The following is an 18697-nucleotide window of genomic DNA, read 5'->3' on the forward strand; positions in this document are numbered from 1 at the left end:
CGCCTCGCTACGCCGTGGCGGAGACGGGATCTGCCTGGCCGGTAGGTGCTTGACTTTGAGGCGGTCGCAGTTGGCGGGGTGAGTCGAGCAGGGATCGGCGTAGGTCTTGCAGCAGTCGGGTGCCGACCGGTGTCATGGTGAGGCCGCGCCAACCGGCCGAGGCGCGGTCGAGCACGGCCCACACCAGGCTGATGGCGCTGGTCTCGCCGGGGAATCGGCCAATGACCTTGGTCCGTCGCTTAGTTTCTCCAAAGGAGCGCTCAATGAAATTTGAGTGCCGAACGCGGCCATGGTGTTCAACCGGAAACCGCAGATAGGCGGTCAGCCCTGCTTTGTCGGTGAGCAGGATCCGCATAGCCGCCGGGTAGAGGTCGGAGTATTTAGCGGCGAACGCCTCGATCCGCTTGTCGACGATCTCAACCAGCTGCGGTCCCGGCTCGATACCCAGGCCGGTGGTATCAAAAATCGCCCAGTATCCGTCACGGACCTCGACTTGCATCCCGGTGGGGATCTTCGCAAGCACGTTGCGAAGGCGATGAATAAGACATCTCTGGCGCAACGCTTTTGGGTAGATTTGTTCGATGGCTGCGATCAGTCCCTTGGCGCCGTCAGAGACGATCAGCAGCGGAGTGGCAAGACCGCGTTCGCGCAGGTCGGTCAGGAAGTCGGACCACGCGTCGGTGGACTCTCCGGTCCCGGGTGACAATCCGACGAACACGGGTTTGCCCTCGGTGGTGACGCCCCAGGCGGCGAGCACAGGCTCGGCCGGCGACCCGGGATGCATCCGAAAGAAACTGGCGTCCAAAAACAGGTAGTCCAGAGCGATCTCACCGAGTGGGCGACGAGCCCACGCCTGGTATTCGGCCCGGATCGCCTTACAGACTTCCGAAACCGCGGACTTGGAGATCGCCGCCTGATCGCCGAGCGCTTCAGCGAGGGTGGCCTTGACATCCCGGACGGACAGGCCGCGGATGAACGAGGCGATCACCAGCGTTTCCAGGGCGTTGGTTTTCGTCACATGCTTACCGAACAGCCGAGAGGCGAACGCTTGCATGGTGCCACGCAGTTTCGGCCGCTCCAAGGTGACCGCACCTGTGGTGGTCTTGATGGTCACCGGCCGATATCCGTTGCGCGAACCGCCGTTAGCGTCGGCACAGGCGGCGGTACGTTGGTAGCGTTCACGACCGAGGAACTCGGTGACCTCAGCCTCCAGGGCCGCCTGCATCAGTAGCTGGGCGCCGAGGCGGGCGATTTCTTCAAGGATTTCAGGCAGTTCCCGATCCTCGGCGAACAGGGCGTCGATTTTGGTGCGGATACGGTCGGTCGCTGATACGCGGACAGGCACGGGCGTGACTCCTTCTTCGCAGACTTGCAGGTCGTGAAGCGGAACCTACGCGCGTGCTCCCTATTTACACCGGATCCCGGACACGACCGACGGACCCATCCACAAGCGCAACGGTCAACGCCTCCAGCAGCGCGGCGCGCGCTTGGGTGGAAAAAGCATTGTGGCGGTGCGGCCGGTTGAAGCTGATGCGCAGAGTGGCACCGTTGCGTTCCGACTGCACCGGATCAGCGCTATCCACCACGCTGACTGGGCCGCGCTCGGCAAGCCAGCGCCCGAACTCCGGTCCGGACTGCAACGTCGAGTAACCCAGCGACTCAGTCACCACCGCGGCCAGCGTCGCGGCATCCGGATCCACAGCACCCAACACATCGGCGCACACAGTGCTGGCATGCGGCCAACGCTGACACCTTTCCTGCAACCCAGCCAGGGTCTCTGGTACCGAGTCGACTGTGATCACTCTGCGGTCAGCGCAAGGGGCTTCGGTCAGAGTAAAAGTCGGGGTGTTCAATCTGCATTCGTCTCGCGGAACTCCGACCGCGACAACCACATTCGCCGGCGCCGCGACCCGAATTTCGGGTCCGATGCCCGGCGCGCTCGACGACAGGTCGACTACCCGGAGCATCAGTCAACCGAATACTTCTCGATCAGCTCATTCTTGTAGAGCTTGCCAGTGTCGGTGCGGGGCAACTGCGCCTCAAAAACGATAGCCCGCGGGCACTTGAAATGCGACAGTCGCTCTCGCACCCAGACGAGCAACTCGTCAGCAAACTCGTCACTGGAGTCGGCCGGGTCGACGGTCTGCACAGCCGCCATGACACGTTGCCCCATCTCCTCATCGGCGACCCCGAACACCGCCGCGTCGAGCACTTTCGGGTGGACGACGAGAAGGTTTTCGGCTTCTTGCGGGTAGATGTTCACCCCACCGGAGATGATCATGTGATGGCGCCGGTCGGTCAGGAAGAGGTAGCCCTCATCGTCTAGATAACCGACGTCACCGACGGTGACCCAACCATGCTGATCGCGCGACGCAGCAGTCTTCACTGGGTCGTTGAGGTACTCGAAGGAACGCTCTCCCGCGAAGTAGATCTCACCTGCCTGTCCTGGCGGGAGTTCGCTGCCGTCCTCGCCCAGGATGTGAACCCCACCCTCCATCGGTTTGCCGACGGAACCTGGATGGGCAAGCCAATCCTCGGCGGTGATCAACGTCGCGCCGATCGCCTCTGACGACGCGTAGTACTCATCAATGATCGGCCCCCACCAGTCCATCATCTGCCTTTTGATCTCTACCGGACAAGGAGCGGCCGCGTGCATCACCCGCTTGAGGCTGGACACATCGTAAGAACTGCGGACGGCGTCGGGCAGTTTGAGCATCCTGGTGAACATGGCCGGCACAAACTGGCCGTGAGTTACCCGATGCCGCGCGATGGCTTCGAGCGCTCCTTCTGGATCGAACTTCTGCATGACAACGGTGGTAATACCAGCAGCCTGGGCGCTCATCGACCACACCGACGGAGCCGTGTGATAGAGCGGGGCGGGACTCAAATAGATCGAATCGGTGTCCATCCAGTACCCGATCAGCACCGACATCATCCCCGGCGCGGCCTCGGGGGTGACATGCGGCAGTTCGCGTTTGATCCCTTTGGGCCGGCCGGTCGTTCCCGAAGAGTACTGCAACAGGTCACCCGCGCGTTCGTCGTCAATCGGACAGTCCGGTTGACTAGCAACACATTCCGGGTAGGTCTCCCACCCGGGCAGCTCGCCGGCGGGATCAGGTCCGGCGATCATGAGCAGCTCCGGCAGGCCGCCCGGCAGGTGTTGCGCCAGACTCGCACACGTGTCGCGTAACGCCGCCGATCCGATAATCGCCCTGGCGCTGCTGTTGTCGATGATGTAGGCGACCTCAGCCGGGGTGGTGGCGTCTTAGGACTGGTGTAAAAACGCTGGGCGCATGTTCCTGGTGGTCATGTTACGCGGCGGTGGTGTCGGTCGTGGTTGTTGTGGTGGGGGGATGCAGTGGGCGGGGTGGCTCGAGCAGTTGGTGGCGTAGTTCTTGGAGGTGGCGGCTGGTCGCTGATGTTTGGGTGACTCCGCGCCAGCCGCGGCTGGCGCGGTCGAGGACGGCCCATACCAGCGACAGACAGCTGGTTTCGCCGGGTAGGCGGCCGATGACCTTGACCCGGCGACGGGATTCTCCGAAGGTGCGTTCGATGAGGTTGGAATGGCGGATGCGTGTCCAGTGTTGGCGGGGGAAGCGCAAATGCACGCTCAGCGAGGCGAAGTCGTTGGCCAGGCAAGCGACCGCGGCTGGGTAGAGCCCGCGGTATGTGGTGGTGAACTCCTCGGCGCGGCGGGTGGCTTCATCCACGGCCTGCTGGCCGGGTGGCTGGTCAATGTCATCGAAGATCGACCAGAACGCGGCTTTGATCTCGTCCTGGACCGCGACAGGTGTCTTGGCGATGACGTTACGGCAGCGATGGATCAGACACCGCTGACGCAGGCTTGCCGGAAACGTGGTCTCCCATGCGGCGATCAGGCCCGGCGCCCCGTCGGAGATGCCCAGTAGCGGCGGGCGTAGTCCCCGGTTCCTCAGGTCAGCCAAGAAGTCGGCCCACGCATCAGCCGACTCCGCTGCGGCTGGGGCCAGCCCAATAAACAGGGGCTTGCCGTCGGTGCAGATGCCCCAGGCGGCCAGCACCGGCTCGGCCGGGGCGTTGGGATGCATCCGAAAGTTCGAGGCATCCAAGAACAGGTAGTCCAACACCAGCTCATCAAGGCGTCGAGACGACCACGCAGCGAACTCGTCTTTGATGGCCGCACAAATCCGGCTCACCGTCGAGCGCGACAACGCCGCCTACGAGCCCAGCACCTCGGCCAACGCGGCCTCGATGTCGCGATCCGACAAACCGCGCACCCATCCCGAAATCACCAACGCCTCCAGAGCGTGGGTGCGCGTCACCCCGGCACCGAATAGCCGCGAACAGAACCGCTCGTCGGTGTCGCGTAGTTTCGGGCGGCATAATTCGACCGAGCCCATCGTGGTCTTCACCGTCGCCGGCGGTTGATACCCATTGCGGTACCCGCCCGGGCCGTCCTGAACCCGACGCTGGTGACGGGCTCGGCCCAACACTGCTTCTACCTCGGCCTCCACGGCGACCTGAAACACCAGACGCACCGATAACCGCCCGACCTCCTCCAAAATCTCGGTCAACGGCCGCTCGGTCGCGGCGAACAACTGATCCATCTCAACACGCACACGCTCAATCGGCGATACTCGCTTGGTCACGGGCGTAGCCCCTCCTTCATAGCTTTCGTCGGTTGCGACGGAACCTACGCCCGTGACCATTTACACCAGCGATGAGACGCGACCGCCGGGGTCAGGTGCGTGTTGATCGGCACATAGTAAAGACCGCTGCGACAGGCCGCCCACATGACCGCATGGATATGCTCGTTGTTCTCCATCAGGATCGCAACGGCGTCGCCCTCACAGAGACCAGCCTGGCGGAACCGATGTGCGAGCCGATTGGCGCGAGCTTCCAGATCGTCGAAACTGACTACTGTTCCGGAAGGGTGCAGGATGACGGCGGCTTTGCTGATGCCCTTCTGCATGGAGGTGTGCTGGCGGATCTGCATATGCCGATTCCTACCGCACCGAACAGACAGCCCCAGCTCTGGCTAACGTGTCAGTCGGCCTCGCGTAAGCGCTCCTTTAGCGCAGCGAACTCATCTTTGATCCCGGTAGGCAGCTTTTCGCCGACAAATTCCAGCCATTCCTCAATAAGCGGCAGTTCGTCACGCCACTCGTCGGTATTGACCGACAGCGCCTCGGCAACGTCGGCGCCTGCGACGTCCAATCCGGCCAAGTCGAGATCCTCAGCTGATGGAACGATGCCGATAGGTGTGGACCGACCGCCGGCTTTCTGTTCGATGCGGTCGACGATCCACTTCAGCACCCGACTGTTCTCACCGAAGCCGGGCCACAGGAAACGACCATCGTCGCCGCGCCGGAACCAGTTAACGAAGAACACCTTTGGCAGCTTGGACTCGTCAGCGTTCTTGCCCAGGTCGATCCAGTGTTGAAAATAGTCTCCGACGTTGTAGCCCAAGAACGGAAGCATGGCCATCGGGTCACGTCGCACCGTGCCGACCTTCCCCTCGGCCGCGGCGGTCTGCTCGCTGCCGAGGGTGGCGCCAATGAATACGCCATGGTGCCAATCGCGAGCCTGGGTGATCAATGGAACCGTGCTCTTGCGACGACCACCGAACAGAATCCCGGAAATCGGTACGCCACGGGGGTCATCCCACTCCGGAGCCAAAATGGGGCACTGCGACATCGGCGTGCAGTACCGCGCGTTGGGGTGGGCCGCCTTGGCATCCGTCTTGCCGGAATGCCAGTCATTGCCTTTCCAGTCGGTCAGGTGCTCGGGGTTGCCTTCGAGACCTTCCCACCACACATCACCGTCGTCGGTGAGAGCGACGTTAGTGAAGACGGTATTGCCGGCTGCGATGGTGCGCATGGCGTTGGGGTTGGAGTCCCAGTTGGTGCCGGGCGCAACTCCGAAAAATCCGAATTCTGGGTTGACGGCATACAGCCGGCCGTCCTCGCCGAACCGCATCCAGGCGATGTCGTCGCCGAGCGTCTCAGCACGCCAACCCGGAATGGTCGGCTGGATCATCGCCAAGTTCGTCTTACCGCACGCCGACGGGAATGCCGCAGCGAAGTAATACGCCTTGTTCTCCGGCGAAATCAGCTTAAGAATCAGCATGTGCTCGGCCAGCCAGCCTTCGTCATGGGCCATTGCCGACGCGATTCGAAGTGAGTAGCACTTCTTGCCCAGCAGCGCGTTTCCACCGTAGCCGGAGCCATAACTCCAGATCTCGCGGGTCTCAGGGAAGTGAGTGATGTATTTGGTCTCGTTACACGGCCAGGGCACGTCTTCTTGGCCGGGTTCCAGCGGAGCGCCCACCGAGTGCAGCGCCTTGACGAAGAAGCCACCGTCATCGATCTTCCGCAGAGCGGCAGTCCCCATCCGGGTCATCACCTTCATCGAGACGACGACGTATTCGGAGTCGGTGATCTCCACACCGAGCTTCGGCTGGTCAGCTCCGAGCGGACCCATGCAGAACGGGACCACATACATGGTGCGACCACGCATACAGCCGCGGTACAGGTCCTTCATGATGGGCCGCATTTCGCTCGGGTCCATCCAATTGTTGGTGGGGCCGGCGTCCAACTCCCGCTCGGAGCAGATGTAGGTCCGAGACTCCACCCGCGCCACATCGGACGGATCGGACATCGCAAGGTAGGAGTTCTCGTGCTTCTCAGGGTTGAGCCGAACGAAAGTGCCGGCATCGACCAACTGACTAGCCAGCCGCTGAAACTCTTCATCGGAGCCGTCTGCGAACACCACCCGGTCCGGCTGCGTAAGTTCAGCGACCTCCTCCACCCAGGACAGCAGCCCCTGGTGACTTGTCGGCGCGTTGTCCAGGCCGGGGATGGTCGCTGAGGTCATCAAACTCTCCTGTGTAGTTATCGGCATATCTGGTAGCGGTGAGGTCGCATACGGTCACACAATGCGTTCGCCAGCGCAGCTGTCAACTCGTCGGTGCTTTCCTACAGATTATCGCGCATCACTTGTCGGGGAAGGCTTGGGCGGGTATAAGCCATCTCACAACAACGATTCAGAAAGATCAGAAACGTCGGTCCCGATAACCTTCCGCAGCCGTCCGCAACCGGCGACTTTCACCGTCGATCCGGCCCTGGCCTGCGTGAACCACTAGGTCAACCGGCCCTGGGCACCGCCTAAGCAGCGGGCCGGGGCACAACAGGCTCGGCCAGTTCGGCGCGCACCGCGTCAAGCGCGGCAAGGACGCTTGGCGTCTCCCGGTCTCGCTGCGCCGCGGCCCGCGCCGCAGCCGTTGCGTGTTCGCGCAACTCACTGTCAAGGACGCGCACTCGGTTGGCTACCCGGGCGTTTTCGGCCTCATCAAACGCACTCAACGCCCTGTTCAGCGTCGACTCGGCGATCAGCACCCGGCTTGCAACCAGGTGCTCCGCGACCAACCGCAGCGACGCCGTAACCTCGCCTACCCACCGATCCAGCACAGCACGGTCGTGCAGCAGGCCGCGGCTGTTCACCACCCAACCGGTCACCGCCAGGCCGATCGCAACACACGCCACAACCCCCGGTATGGACAGGCCCGGGGCCAAGACCGCAACCAACCGGCTAAGCGTCAGCGATACACCGAGGCCGAATCCACCCCCCAGCAGCATCATCAGCCGGGTTTCCAGCCGACGTGATTTTAGCGGCGGCGCCCACACGGCTACCTCGGGCCGCCCCTCTGGGGCAGGCATCTCCACCGGCAAACCCAAAGCCCGCGCCGCGTCGGCAAGCTGGCTGGCCGCGCATTCGCTGACCTCAGCGACCACTTCATCGACCCGACCACGGGTAGCTGCCTCGAACCCGACCATGCGCTGTCGGGTCATACCGGTGATATCGGATTGCAGCTCACTACGTGCCGACGCGCAAAGATTGCGCACCGAATACGACAACTGGACCCGCGCCCGCTGGAGCTGACCACGCAGCGCAATGGCGCGATCGGCCCTCGACTGGCGTCGCTGCCGAAGCACAGCACTGCGCTGCTGGCGCAGCGCATCGGTCCGCGCTCGCCAACCAGCTTCATCGCACTCAAACCGTTGCGCGGTCGCCTCGAGCCACGATTCCCACGCCCGCAACCTGTTTCGACGCGCCATCGACGAATCGGCAAGTTGCCCCCGGACCACTGCCACCACCTCGTCCAAACGTGGCTGGCCCAGATCGGGCGCTGCCGCGGCGCGGTCGCGTCTCATCGCTGGTGTAAATGGTCACGGGCGTAGGTTCCGTCGCAACCGACGAAAGCTATGAAGGAGGGGCTACGCCCGTGACCAAGCGAGTATCGCCGATTGAGCGTGTGCGTGTTGAGATGGATCAGTTGTTCGCCGCGACCGAGCGGCCGTTGACCGAGATTTTGGAGGAGGTCGGGCGGTTATCGGTGCGTCTGGTGTTTCAGGTCGCCGTGGAGGCCGAGGTAGAAGCAGTGTTGGGCCGAGCCCGTCACCAGCGTCGGGTTCAGGACGGCCCGGGCGGGTACCGCAATGGGTATCAACCGCCGGCGACGGTGAAGACCACGATGGGCTCGGTCGAATTATGCCGCCCGAAACTACGCGACACCGACGAGCGGTTCTGTTCGCGGCTATTCGGTGCCGGGGTGACGCGCACCCACGCTCTGGAGGCGTTGGTGATTTCGGGATGGGTGCGCGGTTTGTCGGATCGCGACATCGAGGCCGCGTTGGCCGAGGTGCTGGGCTCGTAGGCGGCGTTGTCGCGCTCGACGGTGAGCCGGATTTGTGCGGCCATCAAAGACGAGTTCGCTGCGTGGTCGTCTCGACGCCTTGATGAGCTGGTGTTGGACTACCTGTTCTTGGATGCCTCGAACTTTCGGATGCATCCCAACGCCCCGGCCGAGCCGGTGCTGGCCGCCTGGGGCATCTGCACCGACGGCAAGCCCCTGTTTATTGGGCTGGCCCCAGCCGCAGCGGAGTCGGCTGATGCGTGGGCCGACTTCTTGGCTGACCTGAGGAACCGGGGACTACGCCCGCCGCTACTGGGCATCTCCGACGGGGCGCCGGGCCTGATCGCCGCATGGGAGACCACGTTTCCGGCAAGCCTGCGTCAGCGGTGTCTGATCCATCGCTGCCGTAACGTCATCGCCAAGACACCTGTCGCGGTCCAGGACGAGATCAAAGCCGCGTTCTGGTCGATCTTCGATGACATTGACCAGCCACCCGGCCAGCAGGCCGTGGATGAAGCCACCCGCCGCGCCGAGGAGTTCACCACCACATACCGCGGGCTCTACCCAGCCGCGGTCGCTTGCCTGGCCAACGACTTCGCCTCGCTGAGCGTGCATTTGCGCTTCCCCCGCCAACACTGGACACGCATCCGCCATTCCAACCTCATCGAACGCACCTTCGGAGAATCCCGTCGCCGGGTCAAGGTCATCGGCCGCCTACCCGGCGAAACCAGCTGTCTGTCGCTGGTATGGGCCGTCCTCGACCGCGCCAGCCGCGGCTGGCGCGGAGTCACCCAAACATCAGCGACCAGCCGCCACCTCCAAGAACTACGCCACCAACTGCTCGAGCCACCCCGCCCACTGCATCCCCCCACCACAACAACCACGACCGACACCACCGCCGCGTAACATGACCACCAGGAACATGCGCCCAGCGTTTTTACACCAGTCCTAAGACGCCACCCGCGGCGCCAACCCAGGGCACCCGGCTGTAGCGCGACGCATGACTTACCAATCTCGCCCGGTCGACAGCCGCCACCTCCCGCCAGCTCAGATGCACATCAATCTTGGATACAACCGCGACTACTAGGTCGGTGTGACCGGCAGCCGAGTCCAGCAGGTCGCAGTCGGATTCGGTGAGCAAGGCCGCAGCGGAAACGACAAAAACCACCGCCATAGGCGCATCACCGGATCCTGGCTGCAGCGACTCCACGAAGGTGTACTGCGGCAGCCGTTCGGCAAGTTTGACAACCATGCTGCTTACCCCAGCCAGCCATGGACCTGTCACCAACACCACCTGACGACGGTTGATGGGCGGTGAGCCCAGCCGTGGTTCGATCGCAGCCACTAACCCGTCGGCGTCGGTCACCGGCTCGCCCCGGACACCTCAGAATCAGCACAACCGCGAGTTCCGCGGGCCCGCCCCCAGAGCCGAAGAGAACCCCGCGCGATATCTTCGCAGCACGTGCGGCGAGCATCACTGACCCGGCAGCTACTGGTCAGACTGTTATCTCGGCCGCGGCGTTGCCATCGAACTGCCCGCGCCAAAAGTTCAGCCGAATCGTCGGGCAAGCTGGCTTCCAGCCCGACCGCCTCAGCCACGTCGAGGGCGGCAGCCATCCGGGCGATCACCGTGTCATCGCAGCGTAAGAACTCGCTGATCGGCGCGCTGACTTTTGCGTGCGATACCGCCAGAGCCTCCAAGTCGGCGGCCGCCGCAAGCACGCGGCGGTAGCGCGCCACGGCGCTGCCGGCAGCCACCTCGTCGATGACCGCATCGACCCCGCTGACCCTGCGAAATATGGTCCGCGCCTGCGCCATGGTGCAGCCGCGCCGAAGCGCCGCAACGCCAAGCGCAATGCCAAATAGGTCAAGACTGTTCAGAAGACGCAGCCGCTCGTCCGGCGTGACCGGAAGATCAGCTCCCAGGAACCCATCGAAAGAACCTTCGAGCACGGCAGCGCCGCCAAGGCCAGCAGCCAATGCCCGCAGTGCTGCCCATAGGCGGTCGTCGAAATTGTCGAACCCGGCGACTGCAAGCAGGGCGATCATGGGGACCATCGGCACCCCGACGAGCGCGGAATAGTGCGCGCAGCGCGCCTGCGCCGCCGCGACGGGTCCCTCGTTGGGCAGACGGCCGGTCCGGCCCGACAGCGGGCCCGCCAGATCCACCTTGTTTAGCACCGCCAGTACCGGTCGCCGCGCCGCTTTGAGAGCGGCCACAGCTTCCCGGTCTTCGGGTTTGACCACTTCGACGATGACATACACATTCAGGTCTACGTCCTCGTGGCCGGTGCAGCCGATACGCCCGGTCCGCGCGCTGGCCGGCGGCGGCGCCACCGCGATATCCGACCAAACCCCTGCGCGAGCCAGGGCACGCGCCACCGTGCGCCGGCCCGCCCCGCAACGCCCGTGCACCGCGACGCGCAGCGGTGCCGCAGCCCGCCGCGCGATCGCATGAACTTGCTGGTCAGCCGTCACTGCGGCAAATCGCACAAGTTCGTCGACGAATGCGTGGCCTCCCTGCATCTTTTCCCCCCATCGCGCGCCAGACCCAATTCGAGCTGACCGCCGGTCATTGAGCCGGATCGCTCCGCCACCGCATGGTGGCATCCGCGCTGTCGGCGCGCGAGTCACCACCATCCGGTACCAGCCGAAGGCAACTGTTGGGTATCAATCTGGACGACGAGCGGCTACATCGCCGATTCATAGGCCACCATGTACGAATGCATGCGCAACCCGGGCTGCGGGCAAGCCCCGAAACAGCGGTGGGATCGCCCCGCCAAGGGTTCGCCCGCGAAGCCGAGAAGCACTCCGGACCCTATTTCCCGACCACCAACTTTCGCTCGCGACGTTCCGCCCTGTCGAATGCCCAACGCCAAGCCGGGGAGCGGCTGTGGCCGGAACTGGGAGTCATGGCAGTGCCAGAGTCCCCGCACAGGAGACCGCTGGACACCCGCGCCTGGTTTGGCCGAGACGCGCCACTGGTGCTGGAGATCGGCTGCGGAAGCGGCACCTCGACTCTGGCGATGGCCCAGTCTGAGCCCGATATCGACGTCATCGCGGTGGAAGTGTATCGCCGGGGGCTGGCACAGCTGCTGTGCGCGATTGAGAGTGCGCGCGTGGACTCACAAACAAACAACATCCGGTTGATACGCGGGAATGCGACCGACATCCTGGAAAACCTGATCGCCCCGGCATCGCTATCCGGTGTTCGCGTCTTCTTCCCAGATCCGTGGCCGAAGGCCCGTCACCATAAACGACGACTGCTACAGCCGGCCACCCTCGCCCTGATCGCAGACCGACTGCACCCTGGCGGCGTACTGCACGCCGCAACCGACCATCCCGGCTACGGCGCCCAGATCGCTGCTGACGGTGACGCCGAACCTCGGCTGCGCCGCGTCGATCCCGGCACCCGACTACCGATCTCTGTCGTGCGCCCCACCACGAAGTACGAGACGAAAGCCCTGCATGCGGGCAGGGCTGTCACCGAGTTGCTCTGGACGAGACACGAAAGCACATGAGCCTTATAGAAGAAGTAGCCAGCCAAGTAGCCGCGCCCCTGCCCGAGGTGCTCTCCAGCGCATGTCTGCCTGATTTCGCAGCGCCCACTGGTCGTGTCCTGCTGGTGTGGGACGCCCCGAACCTCGACATGGGCCTCGGATCCATCCTGGGCCGCCGCCCGACGGCGCTGGAACGCCCCCGATTCGACGCACTGGGACGATGGCTACTGGCGCGTACCGCCGACATCGCCGCCAACCGCCCCGACCTCACGATCGAGCCGGAAGCCACCGTCTTCACAAATATCGCGACCGGCAGCGCAGAAGTGGTCCGGCCCTGGGTGGACGCGCTACGCAACGTCGGATTTGCGGTCTTCGCCAAGCCGAAGATCGACGAGGACAGCGACGTTGACAACGATATGCTTGAGCACATCGCTCAGCGGAACAATGAGGGGTTGGCGGCGCTCGTTGTGGCGTCCGCAGACGGTCAAGCATTCCGTCAACCGCTAGAGGATGTCGCACGCTCCGGAATCAGCGTTTACGTGCTTGGATTTCGTGAACACGCCAGTTGGGCGCTAGCGTCGGATACCTTGGAGTTCGTCGACCTGGAGGACATTGCTGGTGTTTTCCGGGAGCCGCTACCGCGAATCGGCCTGGATTCTCTGCCTGAACAGGGGGCTTGGCTGCAGCCGTTTCGGCCGCTGTCGTCGCTGCTGACCTCGCGTGTGTGAGTACCGAGGTGTGTGACAACCGAAAAGCAATGCGCGGGTCGGCAACGATCCAGTAAGGAGATCACGTGTTCGCCTGGTGGGGTCGAGCTGTGTACCGCTACCGGTACATAGTAATCGGGGTCATGGTGGCCCTGAGCCTCGGCGGCGGTGCGTTCGGGCTGAGCCTGGGTTCGCACGTCACGCAGAGCGGTTTCTACGACGACGGCAGTCAGTCCGTCGAGGCATCTGTACTGGGCGACGAAGTCTACGGCCGAGACCGAAGCGGACATATCGTCGCGATCTTCCACGCCCCGGACGGCAAGACCGTCAACGACCCGGCCTGGTCCAAGAAGGTCGTCGACGAGCTGAACCAATTCAAGAACGACCACCCCGACCAGGTCATGGGATGGGCCGGCTACCTACGCGCGCCTAACACGACCAGCGCCGTGGTGAAGGGAATGGCCACCGAAGACAAGAAGTACACCTTCGTGTCCATCCCGCTCAAGGGCGAAGATGATGACACCATTCTCAACAACTACAAGGCCATCGTGCCGGATCTGCAGAAGCTCGACGGTGGCACTGTCCAACTCGCCGGGCTCGAACCGGTGGCCGAAGGTTTGACAGGAACCATCGCCACCGACCAAAAGCGTATGGAGGTGCTGGCGCTCCCGTTGGTCGCGGTCGTGCTGTTCTTCGTGTTCGGTGGCGTGATCGCGGCCGGCCTACCGGTGATGGTCGGCGGCCTGTGTATTGCCGGCGCGCTAGGCATCATGCGGTTGATCGCTGTCTTCGGTCCGGTGCACTACTTCGCCCAGCCAGTTGTGTCGCTGATCGGTCTAGGTATCGCAATCGACTATGGGCTTTTCATCGTTAGCCGGTTCCGAGAAGAGATCGCCGAGGGCTACGACACCGAAACGGCTGTCCGGCGTACGGTGATTACCGCTGGACGCACGGTGACGTTCTCCGCGGTTTTGATCGTCGCGTCGGCGATCGGTCTGCTGCTGTTCCCGCAAGGCTTCCTGAAATCGCTGACCTACGCCACGATCGCGTCAGTGATGCTTTCTGCAATCCTGTCCATCACGGTTTTGCCTGCTTGCCTGGCGATTCTCGGCAGACACGTCGACGCGCTCGGCGTCCAGACCTTGTTCCGGGTGCCCTTCCTACGGAATTGGAAAGTCTCAGCCGCCGTGTTGACGTGGCTGGCCGACCGTCTGCAGCGAACCAAAACCCGCGAGGAGGTCGAGGCCGGTTTCTGGGGCGACCTGGTCAACCGGGTGATGAAGCGGCCAGTGTTGTTCGCCACGCCGATCATTATCGGCATGATCTTGCTGATCATTCCGGTGGGCAAACTCTCATTGGGCGGAATCAGCGAGAAGTACCTACCGCCGACCAACCCGGTGCGCCAGGCGCAGGAGCAATTCGACAAACTCTTCCCGGGTTACCGCACCAACCCGTTCACGCTGGTCATCCAGTCGACCAACGATGAGCCGGTCACCGACCAACAGATCGCAGACATCCGCAGCAAAGCGATGGCGATCAGCGGGTTCATTGTCCCCGACAACAATCGCGACAGCATGTGGCAGGAGCGCACGTACGCGGTAGGCGCTTCGAAGGATCCGTCCGTGCGAGTCCTGCAGAACGGGCTGATCAACCAAGCTGAAGCATCGAAGAAGCTCGCCGAGCTACGCGCAATCACGCCACCTATGGGAATTAAGGTGCTAGTCGGGGGCACTCCGGCGCTAGAACTCGACTCGATCCATGGCTTGTTCGCGAAGATGCCCTTGATGGTGCTCATCTTGCTCACCACCACCATCCTGTTGATGTTCCTCGCGTTCGGCTCTGTTGTGTTGCCCATCAAAGCCACCCTGATGAGTGCTCTGACCCTCGGGTCCACCATGGGCATCTTGACCTGGATATTCGTCGACGGCCATTTCGCAGGGTGGCTTAACTTCACTCCGACACCGCTGACCGCGCCGGTCATCGGGCTAATTATCGCGCTGGTCTTCGGCCTATCCACCGACTATGAGGTATTCCTGGTGTCGCGGATGGTCGAGGCACGCGAGCGCGGGATGTCGACCCAGGAGGCAATCCGGATCGGCACGGCGACGACTGGCCGCATCATCACTGCCGCAGCGTTGATTGTCGCAGTGGTCGCTGGCGCGTTCGTGTTCTCCGACCTGGTGATGATGAAGTATCTGGCCTTCGGGTTGATGGCCGCCCTGCTACTCGACGCGACCGTGGTGCGAATGTTCCTGGTGCCATCGGTGATGAAGATGCTCGGCGACGACTGCTGGTGGGCTCCGCGCTGGATGAGACGCGTCCAGACCCGGATGGGGCTGGGCGAGATTCACCTACCCGACGAGCGCAAGCGCCCCGTCAGCAACGGGAGTTCGCCGCAACCGCCGGGCACATCGCGCCCAGCTGCCCTGACGCCACGTTCACCGCGCGAAACCGCCCGTCCGGCCGCGTCCGAGTCACCTCGGCTGACGCGCTCAAGCCCGGCCAGCCTCCCCAAGGGCAGGTCCAACCCGGATACACCGGCTGCATCGTCTGGCGCAAACACCGCGAGGACTACGAATCGGCCTAGCCCGTCTGCGGAAACACCGACAACCCGCCTCGCCGCGCCGGGCACAGGGCAGTCGGGTAGTTCGGGCAACGCCAAGCGGGTAGGGTCGTCGCCTGCCCCAGCACGCCCGTCGGCACCGTCCAAGACCCCTCTGCCCGCCCCGTCCGACGGTCAAACCCGGGCCATTCCGATTCCAGCGAACCGTTCCAGCGACACTGCGAGCGATCCGGCCGATACGACCAAGGCGCTCCCGATTTCACGGCCGCACGCCTCGCCAGGTTCGGACTCCGACGCGGCCACCGAGCAGATCAATGCACACGGGAACGGCGAAAACGGCACCGATAAGACGCGTCCGCGCCGCCGAGTTGGCGGCGGGCTCAGCGCCCAGGACCTGTTGCGCCGCGAAGGCCGGCTTTAACGCTCCTCAACGTCGTGCGCAACGATATCGTCAGCGCCGCACTCGGGCGGTTCTGAATTCGCGGCCGCAGCGACCGCGAGTTCCTGCTGCTGGGCATCGACGCTTACCGGCTCCTCGGTCAGCAGCACCTGCATCGCGTTGTTGAGGAAGGCGACCGCCGGCACGGCCAGCAAAGCTCCAACGATCCCGGCGAGAACACCTCCGGTGGCGATCGCCAGCACTACCGCCAACGGGTGAAGCGCGACCGCGCGACCCATTACCAACGGTTGCAACAGGTGGGCTTCCAGCTGGTTCACCGCGATGAGCAGACCCAGGGTGATCAACGCGTAGACGATGCCTTTTGCCAGCAGCGCGACCACCACCGCAAGAAACCCCGCGATTACCGCACCCACCAGCGGGATAAATGCACCGAGGAAAACTACCGAGGCCAGCGGCAGCGCCAGCGGCACACCCATGATCGCCAAGCCGGCGCCGACTCCAGCCGCATCAGTCAGGGCTACCAGGAACGTTGCCCGCACATAACCGATCAGCGACTGGTACCCGGCGTGCCCCGCCTCAGCCACCTTGTGCCGTACGCGACTGGGGATGATCTTGGTGACGTATCGCCAGATGCCGCGGCCGCCGTAGAGGAAGAAGATCAAGGTAATAAGCGTCAGAAACGCTGCCGTGACCAGCTCAGTGATGGTAGCGGCGGTGGACAGAGCACCGCTGGTCAACTTCTCTTGATTGTCCCGCAACGCCTGTATTGCGGCGTTACCCGCATTGTCGATCTGTTCACCGCGCAGATGCGCCGGCCCCTCAATAAGCCATTTTCGGCTGGAGTCGATACTGCGGGTCATCTGTTCCACCAGATCGGGCATGCCCACGATGAACTGGCTGACAACGAACGTCAGAATGCCGCCCAGAATCGCAAACCCGCTAAGCAAGACGACAGCCACCGCCACGCTGCGGGGCACGCCCATCCGGTCGATCCAGTCAACTGCCGGCACCAGCAACGCGCTGATCATCAAGGCCAGCAACACTGGAACGACAATTATCTCAAGCTGTTTGAGAACCCACAGAAGCGCGACCACCGCACCTAGGATGACCAGCAGGCGCCACGCCCACGCAGCGGTTCTGCGGACCAAGGGTTCGACTGAAGCGTCATCGAGGCTTGCCGACACTGGGCAAGCGTAACTGGACGTGGCGCTGACTCAAGTCGAACTCAATCCGGTCCAGGATTACCCAGACACCACACCCGTGGCCATATCAGATTCATAGCGGCCAGCACGATCCGGTTACGACCTCAGAACGAGCCTGAAACGTTCGGCGCCGCCCGGCGATTACGGCGCCACCTGCACGGTTACCCTAATCCACGTGTCATATGACGCTACTGCCCGCAACCTCAGCTACCGAGGTGAGGATACTCCGCGCGGCAAATACTGGTGGGTGCGATGGGCGATCCTCGGCGTCGTCGCAATCGTACTCGCCGTCGAAGTGGCCCTCGGTTGGAACCAACTTGCCATGGCCTGGAAAAGCTTGTTCGAGGCGAAATTGTGGTGGCTGCTCGCCGCAGTGCTTGCTGCGGCCGCATCAATGCACAGCTTCGCCCAGATCCAGCGCACTCTGCTGAAATCCGCCGGGGTCCACGTCAAGCAACTCCGATCCGAGGCCGCTTTCTACGCCGCCAATTCGTTGAGCACCACATTGCCGGGTGGGCCGGTGCTGTCGGCGACATTCCTACTTCGCCAACAACGCATCTGGGGCGCTTCGACCGTGGTGGCGTCGTGGCAACTAGTGATGTCAGGTGTGCTGCAGGCGGTCGGGTTGGCGTTGCTCGGGCTGGGTGGCGCGTTTCTCCTCGGCGCTAAGAACAACCCCTTCTCGTTGCTGTTCACGCTGGGTGGTTTCGTCGCGCTGCTGCTGCTGGCCCAGGCGGTGGCGTCGCGACCGGAGCTGATCGACGGGATCGGCAGCCGGGTTCTGGCATGGGTGAACTCGATTCGCGGCAGGCCGGCCGACGCGGGGCTGGATAAGTGGCGCCAGACACTCATGCAACTTGAGTCGGTCAGCCTGAGCCGACGCACCCTGGGCGTGGCGTTCAGTTGGTCACTTTTCAACTGGATCGCCGATGTTGCTTGCCTAGGCTTTGCCGCATACGCAGCTGGCGACCACGCTTCGTTAGCGGGTTTGATGGTCGCCTACGCAGCGGCTCGAACGGTCGGCACGATACCGCTGATGCCGGGCGGACTGTTGGTCGTTGAGGCGGTGCTGGTGCCGGGGCTGGTATCCAGCGGCATGTCACTGTCCAGCGCCATCTCTGCGATGCTGATCTACCGCCTGATCAGCTGGTTGCTCATCGCCGCCATCGGTTGGGTGGTGTTTTTCTTCATGTTCCGCGCCGAAAACACATCCGATTCGGCCTCTTTGGAAGCTGAACCAGTAACTGATCCGGCGATAGACCCGATATCGGATCCGGCCACTGACCCGGCAATTGCCCCGGTGATCGACCTAAATGCCCAAGCGCATGGCAGACGCTACGTGGATATGGCCGCGACTGCCCTCCAGGCGCCGTTGCCACCGTCTGATCGGAATGCACAACGCCAGCACCGGCAAGCCCGGTAAACGCCACGCGCGTTGTTTCTGGCCGCTCCAGCGGCCGTCGCTATGCGATCGAGCCGAGCCTGGCGTCGGCCCGTTCAGGCAAACCAGATCGCGCGCCAGCCGCACACCGGCCACATGTCTGCGGTGAACAGATTCCCCAGACCGCGGGTGTCCGGGGCCACGGCCAGCGCGGCGGGCGCAAAACCGGTAACGCCTGCCCTAATCCGCGGCTGGCAAACGACTGCAATC

Annotated in this window: 8 protein-coding genes and 7 pseudogenes; 5 read left to right on the top strand and 10 right to left on the bottom strand. The window is 63.5% G+C overall.

What is annotated here, in order from left to right; translation table 11 throughout:
* Positions 1–7: 7 nt before the first annotated feature.
* From ACO07W_RS09990 to ACO07W_RS10020, 7 genes and pseudogenes are all read right to left on the bottom strand, one after another.
* Positions 8–1345 carry an IS256 family transposase gene (locus ACO07W_RS09990; RefSeq protein WP_421840121.1) on the bottom strand — a complete coding sequence of 446 codons (1338 nt, stop codon included), beginning with the start codon at positions 1343–1345 and terminating at the stop codon, positions 8–10.
* An 88-nt stretch (positions 1346–1433) separates the two neighbouring features.
* Positions 1434–1967, bottom strand: a pseudogene (locus tag ACO07W_RS09995) (enoyl-CoA hydratase/isomerase family protein); the annotation flags it as partial.
* Positions 1967–3256 (bottom strand): annotated as a pseudogene (locus tag ACO07W_RS10000) (AMP-binding protein); the annotation flags it as partial. The pseudogenes ACO07W_RS09995 and ACO07W_RS10000, both read right to left, overlap by 1 nt.
* Positions 3257–3311: 55 nt before the next feature.
* Positions 3312–4586: pseudogene (locus ACO07W_RS10005) on the bottom strand (IS256 family transposase).
* Positions 4587–4699: 113 nt separating this feature from the next.
* Positions 4700–4975: pseudogene (locus ACO07W_RS10010) on the bottom strand (AMP-binding protein); the annotation flags it as partial.
* Positions 4976–5025: 50 nt separating this feature from the next.
* Complete coding sequence (locus tag ACO07W_RS10015) at positions 5026–6855, bottom strand: phosphoenolpyruvate carboxykinase (GTP) (protein WP_421842822.1); 1830 nt, start codon at positions 6853–6855, stop codon at positions 5026–5028.
* Positions 6856–7145: 290 nt separating this feature from the next.
* Positions 7146–8177 (bottom strand): annotated as a pseudogene (locus ACO07W_RS10020) (hypothetical protein); the annotation flags it as partial.
* A gap of 128 nt (positions 8178–8305) precedes the next feature.
* Between ACO07W_RS10020 and ACO07W_RS10025 the strand changes: the two are divergent.
* A pseudogene (locus tag ACO07W_RS10025) lies at positions 8306–9580 on the top strand (IS256 family transposase).
* A 55-nt stretch (positions 9581–9635) separates the two neighbouring features.
* Here ACO07W_RS10025 and ACO07W_RS10030 read toward each other — a convergent pair.
* Both ACO07W_RS10030 and ACO07W_RS10035 read right to left on the bottom strand, forming a co-directional pair.
* A pseudogene (locus tag ACO07W_RS10030) lies at positions 9636–10040 on the bottom strand (hypothetical protein); the annotation flags it as partial.
* Entirely contained in the window at positions 10037–11200 is a 1164-nt protein-coding gene (locus ACO07W_RS10035; protein ID WP_421842824.1) for a hypothetical protein, read from the bottom strand. The gene ACO07W_RS10035 and the pseudogene ACO07W_RS10030, both read right to left, overlap by 4 nt.
* Before the next feature lie 179 nt (positions 11201–11379).
* On the opposite strand from ACO07W_RS10035, the gene trmB reads away from it, so the two are divergent.
* From trmB to ACO07W_RS10050, 3 genes are all read left to right on the top strand, one after another.
* On the top strand, positions 11380–12195 hold the full coding sequence (gene trmB / locus ACO07W_RS10040) for a tRNA (guanosine(46)-N7)-methyltransferase TrmB (protein ID WP_421845912.1): 816 nt from the start codon (positions 11380–11382) through the stop codon (positions 12193–12195).
* Positions 12192–12902 (top strand): NYN domain-containing protein, encoded by a 711-nt coding sequence (locus ACO07W_RS10045; protein WP_421842826.1) that lies wholly within the window; start codon positions 12192–12194, stop codon positions 12900–12902. The genes trmB and ACO07W_RS10045 overlap by 4 nt, the downstream gene beginning before the upstream one ends.
* Positions 12903–12967: 65 nt before the next feature.
* Positions 12968–15865, top strand: coding sequence for an MMPL family transporter (locus ACO07W_RS10050; protein ID WP_421842828.1), 2898 nt, complete (start codon positions 12968–12970; stop codon positions 15863–15865).
* Here the strand turns inward: ACO07W_RS10050 and ACO07W_RS10055 are convergent.
* A complete protein-coding gene (locus ACO07W_RS10055; protein ID WP_421842830.1) occupies positions 15862–17028 on the bottom strand; it encodes an AI-2E family transporter in 1167 nt (388 codons plus the stop codon). The genes ACO07W_RS10050 and ACO07W_RS10055 overlap by 4 nt on opposite strands.
* Before the next feature lie 193 nt (positions 17029–17221).
* On the opposite strand from ACO07W_RS10055, the gene ACO07W_RS10060 reads away from it, so the two are divergent.
* Entirely contained in the window at positions 17222–18469 is a 1248-nt protein-coding gene (locus tag ACO07W_RS10060; RefSeq protein ID WP_421842832.1) for a lysylphosphatidylglycerol synthase transmembrane domain-containing protein, read from the top strand.
* The last annotated feature ends 228 nt before the right edge of the window (positions 18470–18697 follow it).

This window comes from Mycobacterium sp., assembly GCF_965230835.1.
Taxonomy (GTDB): Bacteria; Actinomycetota; Actinomycetes; order Mycobacteriales; family Mycobacteriaceae; genus Mycobacterium.

Coding starts and splice junctions, on each gene's coding strand:
- ACO07W_RS10015 (WP_421842822.1), bottom strand. CDS start 6,855: ATGACCTCAGCGACCATCCCCGGCCTGGACAACGCGCCGACAAGTCAC.
- ACO07W_RS10035 (WP_421842824.1), bottom strand. CDS start 11,200: ATGCAGGGAGGCCACGCATTCGTCGACGAACTTGTGCGATTTGCCGCA.
- ACO07W_RS10045 (WP_421842826.1), top strand. CDS start 12,192: ATGAGCCTTATAGAAGAAGTAGCCAGCCAAGTAGCCGCGCCCCTGCCC.